This window comes from Flavobacterium sp. AK-345 (assembly GCF_058310175.1).
The window spans coordinates 93940-115434 of record NZ_JBZEER010000004.1 but is presented as its reverse complement, the minus strand read 5'-3'; the positions used below and the strand labels follow the sequence as shown (position 1 = coordinate 115434).

The window sequence follows — 21495 nt, the reverse complement described above, 5'->3', positions numbered from 1 at the left end:
GTTTCATCCGTAAAATCCGCGGGCAAAAAATATTTAGCTACTTTTACAAAACATTATTAAAAATAGGTTTTAATGCAGGAAAACAATACCATCACTTTTATTTTTTTAGCGATTATTTTACTGCTAATTATCATCATTTGTTTTATGGTGTATCAATTAATGCAGTCTAAAAAAGCAAAAGAGGATGCTGAAAAAAGTTTTTATGCACTCGAAATGAAGGTAAATGATTTGCAGTTAGAAACATTAGAGTCGAAACTGAATCCGCATTTGTTTAAGAATATTTTAAACTCGATTCAATCTCATGCTTATCAAACTTATTTTGCTCTGGATAAATTGGCCAATGTTTTGGATTATATTTTATACGAAAGCAAAAAGAAATTTGTAACGGCAAAAGAAGAAATTGATTTTGCGTTGAATCTTATCGAAATCAATAAAATTAAAATCAGTCCGCTTTTTGAGTTGAAGATAAAAACCAACATCAACAAAGAAGATAAATTATATGAACAGCCTTTACTCGCGCCGCTAATTTCGATTGATTTAATTGAAAATGCTTTTAAACATGCTGATCTGCAAAGTGCCGATGCTTTTATTTCGGTAGTTTTTGAGTTCAAAGACAATGCTTTTTTTATGACAGTTTCGAATAAAATATCAGATAAAAAAGTATTAAAAAAAGAACGGGGCGGTTTAGGAAATGCTACCTTAGAACATCGTTTGAGAATTATTTATAAGAATAATTTCAAACTTGAAAAATTTGTTGAAAACGACATTTATATTGCTCATTTAAAAATAGATTTACTTGAATACAAAACTGAAATGCTTGCTACTGGACGATGAGTTGCCGGGTTTAACGTATCTCAAAATGCTTTGCGAACAAATTCATGAAATAGAAATCGTAAAAACATTTAATAATCCCGAGAAACTATTGGCCGAAATTCCCGATCTCGATTTTGATTTGTTAATTTCAGATATCGAAATGCCTGGAATTGATGGCTTGCATTTGGCGGAAATGATTAAGGATAAATTGGTTATTTTTTGCACGGCATATAAAGAGTATGCTGCCGAGGCATTTAATATTGATGCTGTAGATTATATTACTAAACCCGTAAAATTAGAACGTTTGCAAAAAGCAATCTCCAAAGCTTTTGAACGTTTTCATAAACCCGAGACAGCAAAGAAATTTATGCAGCTCAATACAGACAAGGGGAAAACTTTGTTATATTTTAATCAGATTCAATATATAAAAACTGCGGTTAGCGATAGCCGTGATAAAACGGTTCTTTTAACAGATGGCAGTTTTATGAATCTGAAAAACGTTAAATTTGATACCCTTTTGAATGAATTGCCCGATGCTGATTTCTGTCGCGTAAACAAAAAGGAAATTGTTGCTGTAAAAGCCATAAAATTCTTCAATCATAACGAAATTGTTTTGCATCATTTAGATAAAAATGATAAAAACAGTACTTTAATTTTGAGCGAAACCTATCGATCTGACTTTTTGAAAAAGGTCAAAATCTAACTTATTACAAAGTTTTTCAGTCTTATTACATACATTGAAAATTAGCTTTAATTTTACTTTTTCAGGTAACTTTCACTTCTGATATTTGCACCAATAAATTAAAAAAACGAGTTATGAATAATATTAAAAACTCTTTATTTTACGTTACTGTTATTGGTGGTTTCACAGCTTTAATATATTGGGTAATTTCAAAAGGAGCTTCGCTTGAAGTCGGGCGCGGAATAGTTCAGAAAAAAATAGAAAGTAATCACTGGAATGATTTCCTGCATTCTATGATTGAAAACCTGCAGCATCCGCTGGCTATTTTACTGGCACAAATTGTTACTATTATTTTGGTAGCACGTTTATTTGGATGGATTTTTAGAAAAATAGGGCAGCCATCTGTAATTGGTGAGATGATTGCCGGAATTGTTTTAGGGCCATCTTTGGTCGGGATGTATTTTCCTGAATTTTCTGCTCTTTTATTTCCAAAAGAATCATTAGGAAACCTGCAGTTTTTAAGTCAGATTGGTTTAATACTTTTTATGTTTGTTATTGGTATGGAACTGGATTTAAAAGTGCTTAAAAACAAGGCTCACGATGCTGTTGTAATTAGTCATGCGAGTATCGTCATTCCTTTTGCATTAGGATTAAGTTTGGCTTATTTTATCTATCACACTTTTGCTCCGGTTGGGGTAGAGTTTGCCTCTTTCGGGTTATTTATGGGAATTGCCATGAGTATTACTGCTTTTCCGGTTTTGGCCAGAATTGTTCAGGAACGCGGAATGCAAAAAACAAAACTGGGAACCATTGCTATAACCTGTGCCGCTGCAGATGATATTACAGCCTGGTGTATTCTGGCAGTAGTAATTGCCATTGTTAAAGCAGGTTCGTTTACAAGTGCTTTATACGTAATTGGTTTGGCAATTTTATACGTAATCGTAATGTTGAAAATAGTTCGCCCGTTCCTGAAACGTGTCGGAGATTTAAATTCGACTCGTGAAAGTTTGAATAAACCCGTAGTTGCTATCTTCTTTATAACACTTTTGTTCTCTTCTTATGTATCTGAACTAATTGGAATTCATGCTTTGTTCGGCGCATTTTTAGCAGGAGCAATTATGCCGGAAAACAATAAATTCAGAAATATTTTTATTGAAAAAGTTGAAGACGTTGCCATAATTGTTTTATTACCATTGTTTTTTGTATTTACTGGTTTGCGTACACAAATTGGTTTGTTAAACGATCCTTATTTATGGAAAGTTACCGCAGTAATAATCGCTGTGGCTGTAGCGGGAAAATTTTTTGGAAGTGCTTTGGCCGCCAAATTCGTTGGTCAAAACTGGAAAGACAGTCTCGCAATTGGCGCTTTGATGAACACCCGTGGTTTAATGGAATTGGTAGTTTTAAATATCGGTTATGATTTAGGCGTTCTTTCTACAGAAATTTTTACCATGATGGTAATTATGGCTTTGGTGACTACTTTTATGACAGGACCGGCGTTAGATTTTATTGGTTATATTTTTAAAGATAAAATAACGGCCATTCCTGAAGAAATTGGAAATAAAAGTAAGTACAAGATTCTGCTTTCATTTGCAACTCCGGAAAGAGGAAAGAAGCTGTTGAAAATTGCAAATAGTTTGGTTAAAAAACAACCTGATAATTCTATTGTTGCGGCAATGCACTTGTCTTTAAGTACAGAAGTTCATTCGTTTGACGTAAAAGATCATGAACGCAAAATGCTGCTTCCGGTTATAGCAGAATCTGAACGTTTGAATCAAAATATGGTTAGTGTTTTTAAAGTAACAAATGATATTGATACAGAAATTATCGATACGGCAAATCAGGGAGAATATGATTTATTATTGGTTGGTTTAGGACAATCTATTTTTGATGGGACTTTACTGGGTAAGATTCTTGGTTTTACAACCAGAATTGTAAATCCGGATCGTTTAATTGATAAGTTTACCGGAAAAGAAGGTTTGTTCGAAAATTCTCCTTTTGATGAAAGAACGCGTCATATTATTGCTAAAACAAAAATGCCGGTTGGAATTTTTATTGATAAAGATCTCGAAGATGTGAATCAGATTTTTATGCCAATTTTTAGCAAAGAAGATTCATTTTTGATAGATTATGCCAAGAAGCTAATCAATAATAATGGTTCGCAAATTACGGTTCTGGATGCCAGTGGAGAAGTAAAAAATACCCGCGACATTCAGGAAAGTATTCGATCGATCGAACAAATTGCACCAAATCACATTATGATTATGCACGACAGAACAATTAAAAAAGAGTTTTTAGAAAGCCAAAACTTAATGATTATTAGTTTAGACAGCTGGAAAAAATTAATAGAGTCTCAAAGTACATGGCTAAATAATACACCTTCGGTTTTGATTTTGAGACCATAATGCCGAAGGAAATTTCAAATAAAAAATCCCAAATTCCAATTTTATGATTGGGGTTTGGGATTTTCTTTTTCGTCTTTGTCAAAGTTTTAAACTTTGACAAAGATTTTATGGATATAGTTTAAAAAGATTGGAATTTGGAATTTTAAAAAGATTGAAATTTAAAACCTAAAGTCCCAAATCAAGAACATAAGAAATCTTAGCCGCGATATTATCCTCAAATCTCATTAATTGATTTGGCCCATAGCGGTAAAATCCGCCTAAACCAAACCCTTTGTAGATTTTGTTTAACTCAATTCCGGATTCAAAAAAACCTTTGTTAAGTGTTTTATATGTTGGTCCAACCTGTTGTTCCGGATGATCCATATTTCCCCATGCCATTCTGGTCACTAATACCAATGACGGACGAACTTTTCTTAATAATCTAATTCTATCAAAACCATGTTTTACCTGAAACATAATATATTGACTAGAGAAGAACTCATTAAAATACATGGTTTCAAAACTGTTTCTTCCGGCAAAAGTAATACGCTGTATAACCGTTTCTTTAGTTAAGTTGTTTGGAGCAGTATTGTATAAATGTGTTATTGGAACGTCGCCCATTGCATAACCTCCCTGCAGTAATAAACTTGTTTTTTGACCGTTTAGGTAATTCTTTTCGTATTCTGTTTTAAAATCTATTTTTCCAAAGGTAAAATCGTTTCCTAATACATTTGGCAATGATTGTGTATACTGAAAAGTAAATCTCGGAAATCTTTTATCAGATTCGTTTCTGCCTGTTGGAGTTTGCATAAAATCACTAAAAGGCGCCCAAACAATAGACAACATCGCAGTTGTCATAATATAACTTGAATATAATTTTCCGTTTAAATTAAAAAGATAATCAAACTTTGGCTCAACATAATTTCTTGATAATTCCAGAACAGCTTCAGTTTTAGGAATTATTTTGGTTTGAAGATTTGTTTTCCAGGTCGTGTAGTGATAAAACGTACTAATATTAATTGGCCGTGGATCATAAATTTTAAAAACACGTTTGTCAACGGCAAAAACAGTACTTGCAATTTCTCTAATGTCATCAGTATAATAGCCGTTTATCCAGGTATTTGTGTTTTTGTCTAATAAAGCTCCTCCGCCTAGACTATATTTTACAACACCATCTTTTGTTCCGTAAGCCGTGTAACCTTCAATTCTAAAACCTTTAGAAAAACGATCATTAGTGATTCCGCCAATACCCAATCTAAAACCTTCGTAATTATTGTAGCTTATTATTTTCTTTAAATCAAGATCAACAGGGCCAATTGGAAAATAGCCATTGATGATTTTTCTTCCTGATCCCAGTCGTTTTTCTATTCTTTTACTGATAGAAAGACTGTCTAATAATTGATATGTTTTTTGACCCTTTAAATCGAGACTGTCTTTTCGGTATTTGTTCCAGAAAGTTTCGGGCTGTTTGCTGGCATCATCCTTAATTTCAATATAAAGCGCTGGATTTTTTACTGATGAATTATTGTTGTAGTGAATGTCAAAATTATTGCTTTCAGAAAGGACATAAGTGAAGTCTGAAGCTACTTTTTTTCTCGGTTCATAATCTTCTTCGGCATCTGCATCAAACTGAATGGTTCCGCCTAAGATTTTTATATCCTCATCGTTTTTTCCTTTTACGATTTTAAAAGTTGTATTGCTTTGAAACCATAATTTTTCACTCGGAACATATTCAAATTCATGAATTCCGCTAATATCCAAAACGCCTTTTATTCGCATTACTGCTTTTGCTACAGCAAAATTTTCCTGATCGATATACAAAACGCCTTCAAGTCTGTTTGATCTTCTTTTCTTGTTTTTAAAGTAAATCATATAGGTGTTTCTTCCTTTGATAGCTACAGTATCAAGGAGTTTGTAGCTGTAATCGGCAAGCGCATTGTTTGAAATCGGACTTTCATGCTTAGTTTCAAACAACTCATATTTAGTATCGTAAATAGAAATAGACTGCAAATTGAAAGCAATGATTTCATAAATTGGCTGTTTAAAACCTGCCATTTTAGAACCCAGAATCGTTTCTTTCAGTTTATTATTTGCAAACTGATATTGTGATACTTTTTCGGTTTGAAACAAGTGCTGTTTACTTATTATTTCCTTAAACTTATAATCAGATGAATCTATGTTAATTTCTTTTTTATTGAAATCTTTATAAGCTGCAGAAGAATCGATTCTACCGTCAATAGAATCCGGATTTGCCGTTACAATAAGTTTATTATAGGTTTTATATTCAAAGTTATTCAGCTTTTTTTGCGGATTGTTGTTGTTTTTATTTGCAATTACTTTCCTTAAAATAGCCAAAGCAGGATTTTCGTTAGCAATTACAACTTCTTTTAAATTATCTGTTTTTTCAGAAAGTAAAATTGAATAGAACTTTTTATTGTTTAATACAGTAATAGTTTTGGTAGTAAAACCAACATAAGAAACAGTAAAAGAAGGAATATTTGTTAGCGAATGAAGAACGAATTTCCCGTCGACGTCTGTAATAGTATTGTTATTGTCTGAAGTAGTAATTGTAGCGAAAGGAAGCGGTTTGTTTTTCGAGTCATTTACAATTCCGTTTATTTGAAATTGCGCCTGAATAGTAAGCGTGAAAAACAAAGTCAGTAAACAGAATAGCTTCATACAGAGAATTATAGTTGCAAAACGAAAACAATTAAATTTTGGTATGCAAAAATAGCAATAAAAAAATCCGTCTAGTACAATTTTAACTAAACGGATTTTAATTTGTGTCAAATAAAATTAAACTTTCATGATTTCTGCTTCTTTAGCAGCCAATAATTCGTCAATTTTTTTGATAAAACTATTTGTTAAGGTCTGAACTTCTTCTTCTGCAGATTTGCAAACATCTTCTGAAGTTCCTTCTTTTTCTAATTTTTTGATGTCAGTATTAGCATCTTTACGAGAGTTACGAATACCAATTTTAGCGTCTTCAGCTTCGGCTTTTGCTTGTTTAGCCAAATCTCTACGGCGCTCTTCCGTCAACGGCGGAACACTGATGATAATTACATCACCATTGTTCATTGGATTAAAACCAATATTGGCAACCATAATCGCTTTTTCAATAACCTGCAGCATATTTTTTTCAAAAGGCTGTAAAGTGATTGTTCTGGCATCAGGAACACTAATTTTAGATACTTGCGAAAGCGGTGTTGCAGATCCGTAATAATCTACGAAAACGCTTCCCAACATTGCCGGAGAAGCTTTTCCAGCACGAATGTTTAAGAATTCTTTTTCTAAATGCGCAATCGAACCGTTCATTGATTCTTCAGTACTTTCTAAAATAAAATCTATTTCTTCACTCATTTTTTTTAGATTTTTAGATTTTTAGACGATTAGATTTTTAGGTTTCTAAAAAAGGTTTCGTCTAATTTACTAACTAATATGTTTTTGTTTTTTTTTATTTTTTCTTAAAAAGATTACCAGAATTTAAAAATTCTAATAATCTAATATCTAAGTAGTCTAAACATTCACTACAGTTCCGATATTTTCACCGTCGCAGATTTTCAAAAGGTTTCCAATTTTGTTCATATCAAAAACAACGATTGGCAATTTGTTTTCCTGGCTTAATGTAAAAGCAGTTGTATCCATTACGTTTAATCCTTTTTTCAAAACATCATCAAACGAAATAGTATCAAATTTCACTGCCGATGCATTTTTTTCTGGATCAGAATCATAAACACCATCAACACGTGTTCCTTTTAAGATAACATCTGCATTAATTTCGATTCCTCTTAAAACAGCTGCGGTATCAGTTGTAAAATATGGATTTCCGGTTCCGGCACCAAAAATTACGATTCTTCCTTTTTCAAGGTGACGATCTGCTCTTCTTTTAATGTATGGTTCTGCAATAGATTCCATTTTTAAAGCAGTTTGCAAGCGTGTTTTCATTCCTTTGTCTTCAAGAGCACCCTGCAAAGCCATTCCGTTAATAACAGTAGCCAGCATACCCATATAATCGCCTTGTACTCTATCCATACCGGCACTTGCACCTGCAACGCCTCTAAAAATATTTCCTCCTCCTATAACAATAGCAATCTCTACTCCTTTATTGTGAATTTGCTTAATTTCTTCAGCATATTCGGCTAATCTTTTTGGGTCGATTCCGTATTGTAAATCACCCATTAAGGCTTCGCCACTTAGTTTTAGAAGAATTCTTTTATATTTCATGTGTTGTTGCGTTAATTTGTGCAAATATAGACATATTCTGATTTTTAAAAATAATGTTTTAAAAAAATTAATTTGTTCTTTTGAGTTTTAAGTTTAAGAACATTTATTTCTCTTCAATCTGATAAAAGTCATTCTTGCATCTTTTTAAAATTTGTATTTTTATCGTATCAAAACGAAAGAAATATGAAAAGTATTGTAGCCAAAGGATTATTCAACAGTCATTCTTATCCTGAGTACCGAAAATTAGTCACAGATTTATTATCACAAGGCAAATCAACAGGTAACGACCAATCAGAAAGTCTCACTCATTATACCAGTTTAAATGAAGCGAGAATGAACCGACTGGAAAAAACCATTAAAATTTCTGAAGACGTTATTTCGAAGCTGGAAAACTTAGACAACCATTATATCTGGCTCGTAATTTCTGAAGGCTGGTGTGGCGATGCGGCACAAATACTTCCGATACTTAATAAAATGGCTTTGGCATCTGATAAAAAAATAGACCTCAAGATTGTTTTAAGAGATGAAAATGACGAATTAATGAGTCAGTATCTAACCAATGGCGGTAGAGCAATCCCGAAAGTAATTGTAATTTGTAAAGAAGCCGGAATTGTTCGTGCTGATTGGGGACCAAGACCAAAAGGCGCCTCAGAATTAATGATTAATTATAAAAAGGAATTTGGCGTAATTGATGAAAAAATAAAAACCGATTTGCAATTGTGGTATTTGGCAGATAAAGGAATTTCTGTGCAGGAAGAACTGGTTCAGATTATGGAAAATATAAAATACAATAGGCTGTAAAAAGGTCTGTTTTTAGGTAATATATTGATAATTAATATCGTACCATCAAAAAAAATATTAAAATATTTGGTTTTAATATAAAGTTTTGTACCTTAGTAATAAGAAACCCACTTCTATTATTATTTTTTGATTTACTCTTATTGGTGTTTATTTAATGTTGAACTATTAAAAATCCACTATTATGAAAAAGTTATTCGAAAAATTTTACGATTTTTTTTCGAGATTATTGTTTGACGGGAAAAATGTACCACACTATTAATTTCCAAAACAATTAATTTAGGAGTTGGCACATTACAATAGCACTACCTTTTGTAATGTGTTTCTAATTTATTGGAGTTTCTCTAAATAAATTTTCAATTCCATTAAAAAAACTTACAAGTCAAAATTTACGACAGATATTCCTAAGTTGATGCTGTTTATGCTTTTTTGATTATGGAGTATAATATCGTATTGGGCAGTTTCAATGAAAATAGTAAAATCATCAGAACCTATTCCAATTCTTAATTTTCTATATTCTCCATTTAGATTTCCACGTCCTAATGCAAATCCTTTTCCGTAACCGGCTTGGGCTGTAATTACGGTGTTTTCGCCTACTTTCGGACTTAAGCCAAAATTTAAATATACAGGAACTGCCACAAGTTTATCTTCCCATTTCCAGTCTATACCACTGTGAATTCCTAAAGTAATCCATTTTTTGTAATGAATTCCATATCCAATTTTGGATCCCAAACCATCAGGAACAAACCAATCTTTATTTTTTTGATTGGGATAATCTTCTGATTCATATCTTTCATTATTTCCGGCCAAAGATGCAGAAATATCAAACTGAAGATAAGTAAATTTTTTATTTTGTGCATTAACAGATAAACTAGCTAGTAAAATCATGATAAACACAAATAAAAATCTCTTCATACGATTTACGATTAGTTTTGCTGTAGGCTTTCTTCGAATAAAGTAATATCAATCGCATTTTTAACGTCGTAATCACCAATTTTAGTTCGGCGTAAAACAGTTAAGTGTGATCCTGAATTCATGGCTTTTCCAAAATCAAAAGCCAGTGAACGAATATAAGTACCTTTACTGCAAACAACCCTAAAATCTATTTCAGGAAGTGCAATTCTTATAATTTCAAATTCGTGAATTGTGGTTTTTCTGCTTTCAATTTCTATCGTTTCTCCTGCACGTGCGTGTTCATACAAACGAACACCATCTTTTTTAATAGCCGAAAAAATGGGTGGTTTCTGGTCAATTTCACCTAAAAACTGTTTTACCGTTTCGTGAATCAAAGCTTCGTCGATATGCGAAGTTGGAAAAGTCTGGTCGATTTCGGTTTCTAAATCATACGATGGAGTAGTGGCTCCGATGTAAAAAGTTCCGGTATATTCTTTGGCCTGACCTTGAAGTTCAGAAATTCTTTTGGTAAATTTTCCGGTACAAATCAATAATAAACCAGTTGCCAAAGGATCGAGCGTTCCCGCATGACCAATTTTAAACTTTTTTGGAAGTCCGACTTTATTGATTAAAAGGTATTTTAATTTATTGACAGCTTGAAACGAACTCCATTTTAAAGGTTTGTCAATCAATAAAACTTGTCCGTCTAAATATTCTTCAGTTGTCATTATATAATCGTAAGTGGATGAATGAAAAAGTGAATCAATAACAAAATGATTCCGGCGATAATTCGGTAATAACCAAAAACTTTAAAACCGTTTTTAGTTAAAAACCCAATAAAGGTTTTAATTGCCAAAAGCGCTACAATAAAAGCAACTACATTTCCTATAATCAACAAATTAACCTGATCGTGCGATAATTCGAATCCGTCTTTATAATAGTCGTAGCATTTTTTTACAGTTGCGCCTAACATTGTAGGAACCGCTAAAAAGAATGAAAACTCAGCTGCTGTAGTTCTTGATAATTTTTGCGACATTCCGCCCACAATACTGGCACCACTTCTTGAAACTCCGGGAATCATGGCAATACATTGAAATAATCCAATTTTTAGTGCCTGTAAATAAGTAATCTCCTGAGATGTTTCTGCTGTATTTGGGTTGTTAAACCATTCGTCTACTTTTAATAAAATTAAACCTCCAATTAAAAGTGAAACAGCAACTGTAACCGGATTTTCTAATAAGCCATCAATAAAATCACTTAATAACAATCCTAATACAACCGCAGGAATAAACGCAACCAAGAGTTTAAAGTAAAAATCAAGTGTTTGAAAAAAGCGTTTGAAGTATAAAACAACTACCGAAAGTATCGCGCCAAGCTGAATAACAATCGTAAAAAGTTTGGTGAAATCGTCGTGTGCAATTCCGAAAAAAGAAGAGGCAATAATCATGTGTCCAGTTGAAGAAACAGGTAAGAATTCTGTAATCCCTTCAATAATGGCAAGAATGATAGCTTGTAATGTATTCATGTAGAATTTTAGATTTTAGATTTCAGATTTTAGATTGCGGCGCACTTCGACTTCGCTCAGTGAGACAATCGAAATCTAAAGTCTTATTTAGATTTTTTGAAAATAGAATAAATCGTGATTCCAAAACCAATTAAAACAGTTGTTGGAGCTAAACGGATACGTCTAAAACTAAAAACATCTTCATTAAAAACATTCGGATTATCGCTTCCTCCGCCAGACATTAAAATAAATCCTAATGCGATAACGCCAATTCCGATCAATAGAATTTTATAATTGATACCGTCAAAAAGGAATTCCTGTTTTTGTGGTTGTTGTTCTGTATTATTGTTGTTTTTCATTGCTATTTTTTTGTCAGCCTGAGCGTCCCGAAGCTTCGGGAGAAGGCGTTTTTATTTTAAAAAATCTAAAATCTAAAGTCAGAAATCTAAAATTAATAAAGATCGTCTGTTCTTAAATTCAGGAAACGTTGTGTTGCAAAGTGTGTGCTTACCCATGTAATTAAGATTCCTAAACCGAAAACGGCCAATAAAACCAATCCTATTAAGATTTTGTCTTCTAAAATTCCTAATCCAGGGAAATTTGTTTCTACATAAAGTAAAAGTGCAATCAAGGCAACAATGGCTAATCCCGCACCAAGGATTCCTAATTTTACGCTTCGCATAACAAATGGTTTACGAATAAACGATTTTGTAGCGCCCACCATTTGCATGGTTTTAATAATAAAACGATTAGAGTGAATCGATAAACGTAATGAACTATTGATTAATAAAACAGCAATTACGGTAAGGAAACCGCTGATAATCAAAATCCACATACTTACTTTTTTGATATTATCGTTTACCAGATTTACCAATTGTTTGTCATAAACAATATCTTCAATCATGGTGTTTTGACGTAATTTGCTTTCAATTTTTAAGATACTGTCTCTTTCAACATAATCTGCTTTTAAATGAATATCAAAAGAATTCAATAATGGGTTTTCTCCTAAGAAAGTAAGGAAATCTTCTCCGATAATATCAGTATGTTCTTTTGCAGCTTTTTCTTTGGTTACATACACATATGATCTTGCAAAAGGAGCTCTTTTCAATTCAGTATTAAAAGCTTTTATTACACTATCATTGGCCTCGTTTTTTAAGAAAACCGTCATCGCGATTTTTTCCTTAAAGTCATCAGCCAGTTTTTTAGAATTGATAATGAACAATCCCAGTACTCCCAAAAGGAATAAAACCAGAAATACACTTAATACAACCGAAAAATAAGAGGAAATTAACCTGCGCTTTTGAAATTTATCAAAGTTAGAACTCATAGTATGCTTAAATTATGTGGTAAAAATAATAAAGTATTTCTTTATTTAAAGTTAATAACGACCAAAGTTTTAACTTTTGTACAATAAAGATACGATTCAGGATTTAATAAATCAAGAATTAAAAATCTTGCAAGCCAATTTAACCGCAAAGTTGTTTCTGTTTAATCTCGGCAAAGTCGCAAAGTTAGTTTGATTGTTTGTACGTCTCCAACGGTTTCAACCGTTGGCGATGTTTTAATGCTACATTTTTTATCTATCTATTCAGTATAGCCCGAGGTTTTAACGTTGGGAGACTTGTTTTGGTGAATTTTGCGTTGTGTTCCAGCGGTTGAAACCGCAGGCTATGTTTTAATGTTGTATTTTTTATCAATATAGCCCGAGGTTTTAACCTCGGGAGACGTATTTTGAAAGTCAGATAAAAAACTTAGCAACTTAGAATCTTAGCGTCTCAGAACCTTAGTAAGAACCTTATAAAGTTTCCCAAACGAGAGACAAATAATATAATCCCCCAATGGATGGACCACCAAGAATGGAAGTATAAGGTTTATTTAAAAGATTGGTAGCTCCTAATTTTGCAGTAATACCGGATTTTTGAAAATAATAATTGATTTGCGCATCCATAGACCAATAAGCGGGTACAGTTCCGGAAACTAAAAAAGAAACATAATCAAAATTGTTTTGATAACGCGCCGTTGCACTCGCACCAAGATTTCGCCAGATATTATTGGCAATTAAAGTTCCGTTTACGTTAAATTCAGGAGTGTTAAAACCATCTTCAAGACCGTCTTTATCATCGGTTCTGTCCAATTTTGTGAAAGTTAGATTTGTTAAAGCCGTAAAAGTTTCATCGATATGATATTTTAAACCTAAACTTCCTCCGTAATTGTAAATTTTACTTTTAGAATTTGTCCATAAACGGTAACGATTTTGGGTTGTTCTCGAATATAAAAGCGTTGGAATTTGTGTTTGATCTGTTGTATTAACAGTGCTGGCTTCCACCTGCGCAATAAAGTTTTTATAAGAGTTGTAATAAAAATCGGCATCAATAAAAAGATCTTTGTTTAATGCCATTGCTTTAAAACCAAATTCAAAAGATTTTACAAATTCAGGTTCCAGATAAGTGTACGGGTTTTTCTGAATCATGTTTTTGTTCTTTTCTATTGCGGCTGCCTGAGTGATACCAAGAGTATTTACATCATTATTCACCTGCGCTTGAAATTTATCAATCGATGCTTTGGTATACGAATTCTCAAAAACACCATCAGACATAATCCTCAAACCGCCAACACGTTTTACACCGCCAGAATTTACATTAGAAAATCCTTCAAAAATACTCGGAAAACGATATCCGTTTTGATAAGATGCCCTGAAATTAATCGTTTCTTTTGGAGAATAAACCGCTGTAAATTGAGGGGTGAATTTAACATCAAAATAGTCAGATTTGTCCATTCTTACTGTAGCGCCCAAACGTAATTTGCTATTGAAAAAGTCTTTCGTTAACTGTGTAAAAGCCCCAGTTTTTTGATACGTTAAATTTTTAGTAGCACTTTTTGGGTTGATAAAATAATTTCCGTCAGGAACAATAATATAATTTCTGTAATCGAAACCGCTTAATAATGTGGCATCAATTTTTTCGAAGAAAGAAACAAATGCCTTGTCCCAATTAATCAAACCTTCACCATGAACCAAAGTCGATTTTACGCGCAAAGCCGCACCAATATCCCAATTATTAATGTCAACCAACTCTTTTTCCTTAGTTTCATAAGCTGGAGTTCCCGGTTCAAAACGTCCCTGATCAGATTGTGATCTGGCGATTTTATGAGCGTCGGCAATACTTGCTCCGCCTGTAATAGCATTTTTATAAGAGGTTGAATAATCTGCAAACCATTTATCATCTGATTTATAAGCGCGATCCATGTTTTCTGCCAAAGAACGAAGGTTGTATGAGTTTCCGGTATTTTCGGTTGTAGCATACGCTTTTACCTGAAAAATAGGCGTGTGATAATCAACCGCAAATTGATTCAATGTGTAATCGTCTAATCGAAATCTATTCGAACGCTGATAAATTGTGTTGATTAATGCCGTTTTATACGTTACAGAAAGTTCGTTTCCTTTTTTCGGACGAAAATAAAAACCAACATCAGCTTTATAATTTTTAATCTCATAATCGGTAATGTCCGTTTCGCGATATCCTGTTCTGGCAACAACATAATTTTTACCGTTTAAGTTTAAAGTTTTTCTGTTTGCCGATTCATTTCCGTAACCGTTTACTTCGTCATAAGCTGGATTATCTGTGTCGTATAAATTGGTCGAAGCATTGGCATTTGGAGCCAAATCGGTTCTGTCATCGGCAACCCAATCTGTTCCGCCCGTAGTTGAAGCATTTATTTTGAAGGCAATTTTTTCATTGAAAGCTTTTGCAAATCTTAAATTAAACTGAGAATAAATTTTCGATGAAAACCGATCAACATTGCCAACATGATTTACGCCCGTTAATTGCTGAACACTTACGCCTTCATATTCAAAAGGATTTTTGGTCTGAATATTGGCTAAACCGTTAATAGCGTTCATTCCGTACAAAGCCGCAGCCGTTCCCGGAATAATTTCGATTTTAACAATATCCAAATCATTTGCGCCGAGTGCATTTGCAATTGGCGCGCCCAAATGGGGTGCCTGATTGTCGATTCCGTCAACCAATTGCGCAAATCTTACGTTGGTCGAATTCGCAAAACCTCTTGTATTGATAACTTTAAAACCCAAACTTGGCGTAATAATCTGAACTCCTTTTACATTTTCTAATGCTTCATAAATACTTGGCGAACCCATTTTTTTGGCTTCCGCCGATTTTAACTTCTCGATACTTATCGGCGAACGCATTATATTTTCAGATCGACGGGAAGCGGTAATTACGACTTCATTTAAATCTTCTTTTTTAATGCTGTCCGGAGCTTTTTTTGAATTTTCTATTTGAGAAAAACCTTTTAAGCTTATCAGAAGCAGAAATGTGTAAAGTTTTAGTTTCATAAGAGAATATAAATTTCAGTATGTTTTGAAATGAATACTGACGATTGTAAAAAATTGGTTTTGGTTATTTGATTTTTTTAAAATGAAATTAAGGTGTTTTAAAATTTTAATTTTTGGGTTTCTTTCAGAGCAAAATCTTTAATGCGTTTTTCGATTTCATAAAAAACAACAATAGCTTTTTCTCCGGCTTCAGTCAGTTTTGCGCCGCCACCGCCTTTTCCGCCAAGAAGTTTTTCTACCAGCGGACTTTCGGCACGCTGATTCATTTCTTCAACCAATTGCCACGCCTGACGATACGACATTTTCATTTCTTTTGCCGCATTGGTAATAGATCCTGTTTTTCGAATATTCTCTAAAAGCCAGACTTTTCCAATTCCCAGAAATGGACCTTCAGTTTCTTCAATCCAAAGGCGAACTTCAACAGAATATTTTTTGCTATTACTCATTTTATTCTTTTAGTGATCTTACAAAAATAGCACTATTATTCTTTATTTGTGCTGGATTGAAATCCAGCCCTACAATATTGGTCGTTCCTCCGGAACTTTTCTTCATGATTCAGAAAACGCAATTTATCTAAGTATAAAAACACGAATACAAGTATATTTACGTAATTAAAAATAAGTAATGTGTTTTTTTATTTGTTTGTCAACGAAATAGCTTTGGTACAATCTACAATAAATGTAAATTTGCGATCTTAATTCGGTGACAAACCTTTGAACCTTTGTCACTCTGAACCTTTGAACCTTAAAGAGAATGAAATACAATCCAAACGAAATCGAAGAAAAATGGCAAAAATATTGGGCTAAAAACCAAACTTTTGCTGCATCAAACAATTCTGAAAAACCGAAGCATTATGTATTAGACATGTTTCCTTATCCATCCGGAGCGGGATTACACGTTGGACATCCGCTGGGTTATATTGCTTCAGATGTATATTCTCGTTTTAAAAGACATCAGGGTTTCAATGTTTTGCACCCGATGGGATATGATAGTTTTGGATTGCCTGCAGAACAATATGCGATTCAGACAGGACAGCGTCCGGAAGATACAACACGCGTAAATATTGACGGTGGAGTGGATAAAGAAGGAAAACAAATTGCCGGATACAGAAAACAATTAGATAAAATTGGATTTTCATTTGACTGGGCGCGTGAAGTACGTACCTCAAATCCTGATTATTACAAACATACACAATGGATTTTTATTCAGTTATTTAATTCATGGTACAATAAAGAGACAAACAGAGCCGAAGATATTTCGACTTTGACAGCTATTTTTGAAAAAGAAGGAAATGCAGAAGTAAATGCCGTATCTGATGATAATATTCAAAGTTTTTCGTCAAGCGAATGGAAAGCGTTTTCAGCAGATGAGCAGGAAAAAATATTGTTGCAATACAGATTAACCTATTTGGCAGAAACAGAAGTAAACTGGTGTCCTGGTTTAGGAACTGTTTTAGCAAACGACGAAATCGTAAACGGAGTTTCTGAGCGTGGTGGATATCCTGTAATTCGTAAAAAAATGACCCAATGGAGCATGCGAATTTCTGCTTATGCAGAGCGTTTGTTGCAAGGTTTAAATGATATCGACTGGAGTGAATCTATAAAAGAATCGCAAAGAAACTGGATCGGAAAATCGGTTGGGGCAATGGTTAAGTTTAAAGTACTTAGTCCAAAGTCCTTAGTGCAAAGTGAATCTACACTTTCAGACTTAGGACTTGGGACTAAAGACTCTTTTATTGAAGTTTTTACAACTCGTCCTGATACCATTTTCGGCGTAACTTTTATGACTTTGGCACCGGAACATGATTTGGTAGCTAAAATTGTAACGGCTGATCAAAAAAACGCTGTTGATGCGTATATCGAAAAAACAGCAAAACGTTCTGAGCGTGAGCGTATGGCCGATGTAAAAACCATTTCGGGAGTATTTACCGGAGCTTATGCAGAACATCCTTTTACAAAAGAACCAATTCCGGTTTGGATTGGAGATTATGTTTTGGCAGGTTACGGAACTGGTGCTGTAATGGCGGTTCCTTGTGGAGACGAAAGAGATTACGCTTTTGCTAATTTCTTTAAAGGTCAAAACGGAATGCCGGAAATCAAGAATATTTTTGATAAAGATATTTCTGAGGCTGCTTTTGGAGCCAAAGAAGGTTTTCAATTAGTAGATTCTGATTTCTTAAACGGATTAGATTACAAAACAGGAACTCAAAAAGTAATTGCTGCCTTAGAAAAAATAGAGCAGGGAACAGGAAAAACAAATTACCGTTTGCGTGATGCTGTTTTCTCTCGTCAGCGTTATTGGGGAGAACCTTTCCCGGTTTATTATGTAAACGGATTACCGAAAATGATTAGTGCAGAACATTTGCCAATTATTTTACCGGAAGTAGAGAAATATTTACCAACCGAAGATGGTTTGCCTCCGTTAGGAAACGCAACAATTTGGGCTTGGGATACAAAAAATAATGAAGTTGTAAATACTGATTTGGTTGATAATTTCGAAATTTTCCCTCTTGAATTGAACACAATGCCAGGTTGGGCAGGAAGTTCATGGTATTGGATGCGTTATATGGATGCACATAACGAAACTGAATTTGCAAGCAAAGAAGCTTTGGCTTATTGGGAAAGTGTTGATTTATATATTGGAGGAAGCGAACACGCAACCGGACACTTATTGTATTCTCGTTTCTGGAATAAATTCTTAAAAGACAAAGGTTTCGCTCCAACCGAAGAACCATTCAAAAAACTGATTAATCAGGGAATGATTTTGGGGACTAGTGCTTTTGTTTATAGATTAACTATTACAAGCGTTTCTGGAGGAAGAGATAGTTTTGGTAATGATACTGTTGGAAATGGAATTTATGGAGAATCAGTGTTTGTTAGTTCAAAATATTATAAGGAATTTTCTAGATTGAATAAAATATTTGATCTGTCGAAGATTATTGGTTTATCATTATACAGAGGACAGGAAGTTTTAATTGAAGGAAAAAAGAACGATGTACTTACCGAATTGTCTGAAAAGTTATTTGAATTAACAACTAAGAATACAACTGGAATTACACTCTATAAAGATTCTTTTGCTGAAGTTGAAGTGGATATAAGCGAATTGCATTCTGATGTGTCTTTTGTTAATTCATCAGATGAATTAGATATTGAAAAGTTCAAAAATTGGAGAGAAGATTTTAAAAATTTAGAATTTGTTAAAGAAGAAAACGGAAAATACATTGTAGGTCGCGAAGTCGAAAAAATGTCAAAATCAAAATACAATGTGGTAACTCCGGATGATATTTGTGCAGAATATGGTGCTGATACATTACGTTTGTATGAAATGTTTTTAGGTCCGTTAGAGCAGGCAAAACCTTGGAATACTGCAGGGATTTCGGGAGTTTTTGGTTTCCTTAAAAAATTATGGAGATTGTATTTTGATGAGAATAACGGTTTAATCGTAAATAACGATGAACCAACAAAAGATAACCTAAAATCATTGCATAAAACGATCAAAAAAGTAGCAGAAGATATCGAGAGTTTCTCTTTCAATACTTCAGTTTCTCAATTTATGATTTGTGTGAATGAATTGTCAACTCAAAATTGTCATTCAAGAGCGATTTTAGAACCATTAGCAATTTTGGTTTCGCCTTACGCACCGCATATTGCTGAAGAATTATGGTCGCAATTAGGAAATAAAGAATCAATTTCAACGGTTGCTTTTCCTGTTTTTGATGCGAAGCATTTAGTTGAAACAAATAAAGAATATCCGGTTTCTTTCAACGGAAAAATGCGTTTCACAATCGAATTGCCTTTGGATTTAACCGCGGCGCAAATCGAAGAAATTATCATGAAAGATGAAAGAACATTAAAACAACTTGATGGAAGAATCCCAAATAAAGTGATTATTGTTCCTGGAAAGATCATCAATTTGGTTGGTTAACCAGATTTAAATTCCAATATAAAAATTCCAAATTCCAACTTTACGATTGGGGTTTGGGATTTTTTTTGTAGTAATTTTTTCTGCCACGAATTACACGAATTTTCGCGAATTTTATTTGTGTTAATTCGTGTAATTCGTGGCAAAACTTCACCATGCTTCAATTGGAATTTTGAATTTTTTTATTGAAATTTTCATTTCAGTTGTAACATTTTAATAGTTCTCGTATCAAAAGGACGGATCCGATTATTTATCAACTTAAAATTATTTGAAATGAAAAATTATATTTTAATTATCGCCCTTTTATTTTCGAAATTGTATTTAAACCAATTAAGCAATTTTATAAAAGCGTAAAATGAAATTCGAAGATATTTATAAAGCATATTGGGATCGAATATTCAGGCTTTGTATGGGGTTTGTTAACGATTATGATATTGCGCAGGATCTGGCTCAGGAAACCTTTATTATTGTCTGGCAAAAACTCGAAACTTTTAGAAACGAATCGGGCATAGGAACCTGGATTTTCAGGATCGCTTCTAATAATTGTTTGAGGCAGATTGAGAGGCAGAAACGTTTTCCGAAATCGGAATTACCACTGCATCTTACTGAGGAAAAGCAATATTCATTAGAACCACAAATTCAGTTTTTATATAAATGCATTGCTGAATTGCCCGAAACCGACCGTATTATTATCTCACTTGAACTTGAAGATGTAAAACAATCAGAAATAGCTAAAATCGTAGGGCTTTCGGAAACCAATACAAGAGTGAAAATTCATAGAATTAAAGAAAAACTGACTGAAAAATTCAAAGAAAATGGACAGCAATAATATAGATTTTAAAGATTTATGGAAAAAACAAACCGTAAATCAACCGAACATAGAAGATTTACTGGCAAGATTAAAACAGTTTAAAAAAACAGCTTTGCGCAGTTTATGGATCACTAATATCCTGCTTTTTGCAACCTGTACTTTTATAATTTTTATCTGGTATTTTTATCAGCCTGATTTTATCTCGACTAAAATTGGAATTGTTCTAACGGTTTTAGCAATGCTTATTTATCTGATTGTTTATAACAGGTTATTATCCACTTATAAAAATATAGACGCAACCCAAACCAATCAGCAATATTTGCAGAAACTCATTTTAATTAAAAGAAAACAACAATTTTTGCAATCCCGAATTTTAAGCTTATACTTTATTCTATTAAGTATAGGAATAAGTTTATATATGTATGAATACGCATCAAAAATGAGTTCGTTTTTTAGTGTTTTCACGTATATAATGTTGTTTTTATGGATAGGATTTGCCTGGTTTTATTTGAGGCCAAAGGAAATCAAAAAACAAGAAACCAAATTAAATAGTCTGATAGAAAAATTTGAAGAAGTCAATAAGCAATTAGAAAATGAATAAAAAAAATCGGTTTGTAAATTTTACAAACCGATTTTTTTATCAAATTAAATTTCTAACCTCTGATTCTTATCTCGGAAATACATAAGTGTTTGGATGTACTACAATAATTCCGTCTGAATTTGCCGTTCCGGTTAATTCAGAAACCACTTTTCCTCCCACATAAATTTTAGCCGTTACAGTTTGCCCGGCAACACCGCCAAGACCGCTTGTGTGTACCAAAGCTCCGTCAGAATCTGCATTAGCCGTAAATTCTTTTGTCCATGGTAATGCCAGAACATCTTCAATAAGCGGAGCACCACTTTTTTCCATATAAGTTACATCAAGTTCACCTGTAAAATTTCCTGTTATTTCATATTTTACATCTCTTGATGCTGTTACTGGTCCTGAGTTGTTATCATCGTCGCTGCTGCATGATACTGCTGTAAAAGCAAGTGTTAATACAAGCACTGCTGTTTTAAAAATTGATTTCATAATAAATTCTTTAATAATTAATATTCATTTAAAACAAAATT

General features: G+C 33.2%; 18 protein-coding genes. 7 read left to right on the top strand and 11 right to left on the bottom strand.

Annotated elements, in window-relative coordinates; translation table 11 throughout:
• Window positions 1–72 precede the first annotated feature (72 nt).
• From AC4FQ3_RS09625 to AC4FQ3_RS09615, 3 genes are all read left to right on the top strand, one after another.
• Entirely contained in the window at window positions 73–834 is a 762-nt protein-coding gene (locus AC4FQ3_RS09625; protein ID WP_491181708.1) for a sensor histidine kinase, read from the top strand.
• Window positions 797–1516 carry a LytR/AlgR family response regulator transcription factor gene (locus AC4FQ3_RS09620; RefSeq protein WP_491181707.1) on the top strand — a complete coding sequence of 240 codons (720 nt, stop codon included), beginning with the start codon at window positions 797–799 and terminating at the stop codon, window positions 1514–1516. The genes AC4FQ3_RS09625 and AC4FQ3_RS09620 overlap by 38 nt, the downstream gene beginning before the upstream one ends.
• A gap of 113 nt (window positions 1517–1629) precedes the next feature.
• Window positions 1630–3900 (top strand): cation:proton antiporter, encoded by a 2271-nt coding sequence (locus AC4FQ3_RS09615; RefSeq protein ID WP_491181706.1) that lies wholly within the window; start codon window positions 1630–1632, stop codon window positions 3898–3900.
• Between the two features lie 165 nt (window positions 3901–4065).
• Here the strand turns inward: AC4FQ3_RS09615 and AC4FQ3_RS09610 are convergent, their stop codons facing one another.
• The 3 genes from AC4FQ3_RS09610 to pyrH all read right to left on the bottom strand — a co-directional run bounded on the left by AC4FQ3_RS09610 (window position 4066) and on the right by pyrH (window position 8103).
• A complete protein-coding gene (locus AC4FQ3_RS09610) occupies window positions 4066–6558 on the bottom strand; it encodes a DUF5686 family protein (RefSeq protein WP_491181705.1) in 2493 nt (830 codons plus the stop codon).
• A 117-nt stretch (window positions 6559–6675) separates the two neighbouring features.
• On the bottom strand, window positions 6676–7239 hold the full coding sequence (gene frr / locus AC4FQ3_RS09605; RefSeq protein WP_042564729.1) for a ribosome recycling factor: 564 nt from the start codon (window positions 7237–7239) through the stop codon (window positions 6676–6678).
• A 156-nt stretch (window positions 7240–7395) separates the two neighbouring features.
• Window positions 7396–8103, bottom strand: coding sequence for a UMP kinase (gene pyrH, locus AC4FQ3_RS09600; RefSeq protein WP_042564728.1), 708 nt, complete (start codon window positions 8101–8103; stop codon window positions 7396–7398).
• A gap of 183 nt (window positions 8104–8286) precedes the next feature.
• Here pyrH and AC4FQ3_RS09595 point away from each other — a divergent pair, with 183 nt between their 5' ends.
• Window positions 8287–8904: a thioredoxin family protein gene (locus tag AC4FQ3_RS09595; RefSeq protein ID WP_491181704.1), complete on the top strand. Its 618-nt coding sequence runs from the start codon at window positions 8287–8289 to the stop codon at window positions 8902–8904.
• 372 nt (window positions 8905–9276) lie between these two features.
• On the opposite strand, the gene AC4FQ3_RS09590 is transcribed toward AC4FQ3_RS09595, so the two are convergent.
• From AC4FQ3_RS09590 to AC4FQ3_RS09560, 7 genes are all read right to left on the bottom strand, one after another.
• The gene (locus AC4FQ3_RS09590) at window positions 9277–9816 is read right to left on the bottom strand and encodes a hypothetical protein (protein WP_491181703.1); all 540 of its coding nucleotides are present in this window, start codon (window positions 9814–9816) and stop codon (window positions 9277–9279) included.
• Between the two features lie 11 nt (window positions 9817–9827).
• A complete protein-coding gene (gene truB, locus AC4FQ3_RS09585) occupies window positions 9828–10523 on the bottom strand; it encodes a tRNA pseudouridine(55) synthase TruB (RefSeq protein ID WP_073397698.1) in 696 nt (231 codons plus the stop codon).
• Complete coding sequence (locus tag AC4FQ3_RS09580) at window positions 10523–11320, bottom strand: undecaprenyl-diphosphate phosphatase (RefSeq protein ID WP_302093767.1); 798 nt, start codon at window positions 11318–11320, stop codon at window positions 10523–10525. The genes truB and AC4FQ3_RS09580 overlap by 1 nt, the downstream gene beginning before the upstream one ends.
• 83 nt (window positions 11321–11403) lie before the next feature.
• Window positions 11404–11658 carry a DUF3098 domain-containing protein gene (locus AC4FQ3_RS09575; protein ID WP_073397702.1) on the bottom strand — a complete coding sequence of 85 codons (255 nt, stop codon included), beginning with the start codon at window positions 11656–11658 and terminating at the stop codon, window positions 11404–11406.
• Window positions 11659–11750: 92 nt separating this feature from the next.
• Window positions 11751–12626, bottom strand: coding sequence for a cell division protein FtsX (locus AC4FQ3_RS09570; protein ID WP_042564723.1), 876 nt, complete (start codon window positions 12624–12626; stop codon window positions 11751–11753).
• Window positions 12627–13094: 468 nt separating this feature from the next.
• Window positions 13095–15650, bottom strand: coding sequence for a TonB-dependent receptor (locus AC4FQ3_RS09565; protein WP_491181702.1), 2556 nt, complete (start codon window positions 15648–15650; stop codon window positions 13095–13097).
• Between the two features lie 98 nt (window positions 15651–15748).
• Complete coding sequence (locus AC4FQ3_RS09560; protein WP_491181701.1) at window positions 15749–16096, bottom strand: winged helix-turn-helix domain-containing protein; 348 nt, start codon at window positions 16094–16096, stop codon at window positions 15749–15751.
• A gap of 307 nt (window positions 16097–16403) precedes the next feature.
• On the opposite strand from AC4FQ3_RS09560, the gene AC4FQ3_RS09555 reads away from it, so the two are divergent.
• The 3 genes from AC4FQ3_RS09555 to AC4FQ3_RS09545 all read left to right on the top strand — a co-directional run bounded on the left by AC4FQ3_RS09555 (window position 16404) and on the right by AC4FQ3_RS09545 (window position 20983).
• Window positions 16404–19574, top strand: coding sequence for a leucine--tRNA ligase (locus AC4FQ3_RS09555; RefSeq protein ID WP_491181700.1), 3171 nt, complete (start codon window positions 16404–16406; stop codon window positions 19572–19574).
• 352 nt (window positions 19575–19926) lie between these two features.
• The gene (locus AC4FQ3_RS09550) at window positions 19927–20400 is read left to right on the top strand and encodes an RNA polymerase sigma factor (RefSeq protein ID WP_491181699.1); all 474 of its coding nucleotides are present in this window, start codon (window positions 19927–19929) and stop codon (window positions 20398–20400) included.
• On the top strand, window positions 20387–20983 hold the full coding sequence (locus tag AC4FQ3_RS09545; RefSeq protein WP_491181698.1) for a hypothetical protein: 597 nt from the start codon (window positions 20387–20389) through the stop codon (window positions 20981–20983). Before AC4FQ3_RS09550 ends, AC4FQ3_RS09545 begins: the two co-directional genes overlap by 14 nt.
• 66 nt (window positions 20984–21049) lie before the next feature.
• On the opposite strand, the gene AC4FQ3_RS09540 is transcribed toward AC4FQ3_RS09545, so the two are convergent.
• Window positions 21050–21454 (bottom strand): MmpS family transport accessory protein, encoded by a 405-nt coding sequence (locus AC4FQ3_RS09540; RefSeq protein WP_463459611.1) that lies wholly within the window; start codon window positions 21452–21454, stop codon window positions 21050–21052.
• Between the last annotated feature and the right edge of the window lie 41 nt (window positions 21455–21495).